Here is a 1699-nt window from a genome sequence, read left to right on the forward strand (position 1 = left end):
GGTTAGGGGATCGGGACGGATAGGGGGATCGCCCCCCGCGCCGGGGCCGAAGGTCTCGAATCGGGCTAACGACATCGTGTCCGATTACGACATCCAACGCGACACGGCGGATCCGTCCGCCCCGACCAGGGGAGCGAAACGACATGGCAACAGGACTCGGAGTCACGATCGGTTCGGCGGACTCGGTGGCGGCCACCGCGTTCGATCGCGCCGACACGTACCGCCCGGTCGTCCTGTCCCGCGCCAGCGAGCTGCACCTTCCCGTCGACGACGCGCCGCACCTCGGTCGTCGTCCGGCCGCGCCGGGTTCGCTGGTGTTCACCGACTTCGTGAGCCGGGTCGGGGATCCGGTCGGGGTGCTCGCCGACAACGGGGCGTCGTACTCCGGGGAGGATCTCACCGCCACGGCGATCGGCTGCCTGGTGCACGAGGCGTCGCGCGACCTGCCGGAGGCGCCCACGATCACGGTGGCGCATCCGGCACCGTGGGCCGGCTACACCGTGGATGCGCTGCGCGATGCGCTGTCGCGGGCCGGCCTGCCCGACGTGACGCTGATGCCCGAACCCGTCGCCGCGGTGCGCTGGCTCGACGCCGCCCAGGGCCCCCTCGGCGACGGCGTGGTCGTCGTCTACGACCTCGGCGCCCGCACTCTCGACGTCTCGGTGTTGCGCACCGGCGCCGAGCCGGTGATCCTCGGCCGCCCGATCGGCAGCGAGGACGTGTGCGGCGGTCACCTCGACCACCTGGTCACCACCCACCTGCTGGACACCGTGCGCGACGACGTCCCCGACTTCGATCCCTTCGCCGCCCCCATGACGGCGGCGCTGGCCGAACTGCGTGCCCGCGCGACGGCCGCGAAGGAACAGCTGTCGACCGACACCGAGACGGTCGTCGCGATCGACCTGCCGGGGGTGCGGCGGGACGTGCGTCTCGTCCGCGACGAGTTCGAGGAACTCGCCCGCAGCCCGCTGCAGGCGTCGATCGCGCTGGTGCACGAGGCGCTGCGCGGCGCCGGGGTCGAGCCGTCCGACGTGGGGCGGGTGCTCCTCACCGGTGGCGGCGGCGCGATTCCCCTGGTCGCCGAGCTGATCTCGGCGGAGCTGGGCATTCCGGTGGTCGCCGGCCCGCGCCCCGCCCAGACCCCGGCCCTCGGGGCGGCCCAGCCGCCCACGGTGAGCTCTGCGGCGGCCCAGCCGCCCACGGTGGGCTCTGCGGCGGCCCAGCCGCCCACGGTGAGCTCTGCGGCCGCGGCGACCGTCACGCCGCCGGCGGACGACGATGTGCCCACCACCGCGCTGCCCCTGACGACCCTGCACGACCGGCCGACCGAGACGGTCTCGCCGGCTCGCCCAGTGATCGTCCCGGTCCCGCCCCCGGCCGGCGCTGCGGCGGCTCCGGCGCCTTCCCGTTCGCGGCGCTATGCGCTCGCCGGGGCTGCGGCCGCTGCGCTCGTCGTGCTCGGCGCGGGTGGCCTCGCGATGGGCACGCTCGGCACCTCCGACGCCTCGGAGACCGGTGCGGGCGTCTCCACTTCCGAGACCGTCCCGGGCGCGACCCCGGCCTCGGCCGGGGGCACGGCGACGACCGCGACCACCGGGGCCGGCACGAGCGGCACCACCCCGGGCGCGGCACCGGGCACCCGGGCCGCGGCCACGGCGGCGACACCCGGGGCGCCGGGCACCGCCGCCCCCGCCGGGAC

The 1699-nt window shown here is 76.0% G+C and carries 1 protein-coding gene; it reads left to right on the forward strand.

Translation table 11 applies throughout. The features are described from left to right. Positions 1 to 143: 143 nt before the first annotated feature. Positions 144 to 1699: Hsp70 family protein (locus tag G6038_RS30625; protein ID WP_165042661.1), on the forward strand; the 1556-nt coding region annotated here is incomplete at its 3' end.

The organism is Rhodococcus sp. 14C212 (assembly GCF_011058195.1).
In the GTDB taxonomy this organism is placed as follows: Bacteria; Actinomycetota; Actinomycetes; order Mycobacteriales; family Mycobacteriaceae; genus Rhodococcus; species Rhodococcus aetherivorans.